Origin of the sequence: Brachyspira catarrhinii, from assembly GCF_005518285.1 — a bacterium.
Lineage (GTDB): Bacteria > Spirochaetota > Brachyspiria > Brachyspirales > Brachyspiraceae > Brachyspira > Brachyspira catarrhinii.
Window position 1 is genome coordinate 1 of the sequence record NZ_SJDU01000542.1, and the last position, 1,208, is coordinate 1,208.

The 1,208-nt window shown below is 41.7% G+C and carries 1 protein-coding gene; it reads right to left on the bottom strand.

Annotation, left to right across the window (positions count from 1 at the left end; translation table 11 throughout):
- A partial coding sequence (locus EZH24_RS12185; RefSeq protein ID WP_137999331.1) for a sialidase family protein occupies positions 1–1,208 on the bottom strand: 1,208 nt, incomplete at both ends.

The following is a 1,208-nucleotide window of genomic DNA, read 5'->3' on the forward strand; positions in this document are numbered from 1 at the left end:
TACCAAATCGTAATCGGAGTCTCCAACTTTCGTATTACTTTCGTTATATTCTTCGGCGAGAGTGACGATAGTTCCGTCTCCGCAAACATCTATAGAATTATAGCCCGCCGTGTATTTATTTGCCGCGTGGGTGGTAGTGTCCAATACTTGAAGCTTTTTAGTAAAACGCCTTCCTCCATTCTCGCTAATATAGAATGACATTCCTCTTCTAAAATTAGGACCCGTTAGCAAATGAAGGATTCTCGTTTTATCATGCTCGCTCTCTCTTGTCCAAATAATGCCTTCCGAGTCCACATTACCGCATAGCATATTAGCCCAATGTCCCAATACTCCCGAAGTCGGATTATCAAAAGTTCCCCAAGTTAATCCTCCGTCAGTAGAATATCCATACATACGAGGTTGTCCTTGTTGACCCGCTTTGCTATCTCCATTCCTAACCGTCATTAATAAACTGCCGTCATCCAATTCGCCCACTATTTTTGGCTCTGAAAGACTATAAGAGCTGTGTTTAGCGGTGTTTATAGTTGGGTGGAGATTCCAAGTTTCGCCCTCGTCATCGGAATATAGAAAGTAAGCTACTATGCCTTTTCCATTTTCTTGTCCAACCATACAAGTTGCCAACCTACCGCTCTTTAATGTAGTTCCTCTGCCAGAAGTTGCAAATCCTCTAACGATATTTTTTTCTTTCATTCTTTTGAATACGGTATCTTGCCCTACCTCTTTCCATAGCGACCAATTTTCGCCGTTATCCAAACTTTTTGACATAACCATCCTTGAAGGAGTTGCGGCGTTAGCTCCGTTAATATAACCGCCGCCAGAAACCGCTAAAGCTACCAATTTTCCGCTCAAACATTTGAATACGGAAACATCGCCCTTATTGTTAATTCCCGTCATATCGTCATTAATAGAAGCGGGAGGAATAGTTTTTTCGTCACTCCAAGTTTTGCCTCCGTCTTTGCTAATTTTATAAACTATATCTATGGGACCTGTTTTTGAACCGACATCTCTACCTGTTTTATGTCTATTATCTCCTAAGGCTATAATATTTCCGTTATCGGCGACTATTATCGCTGGTATATGATATATTTGAGGGTCGGTCGTTCCGCCTCTCGAATCGAATACGATGGTAGGACCTTGAGAGTATGGTTGTTGTTGTTGCTCTTCGGTTAGATACCAAGCGGGGAAAACTTTACCATCTTCGTTGGTTA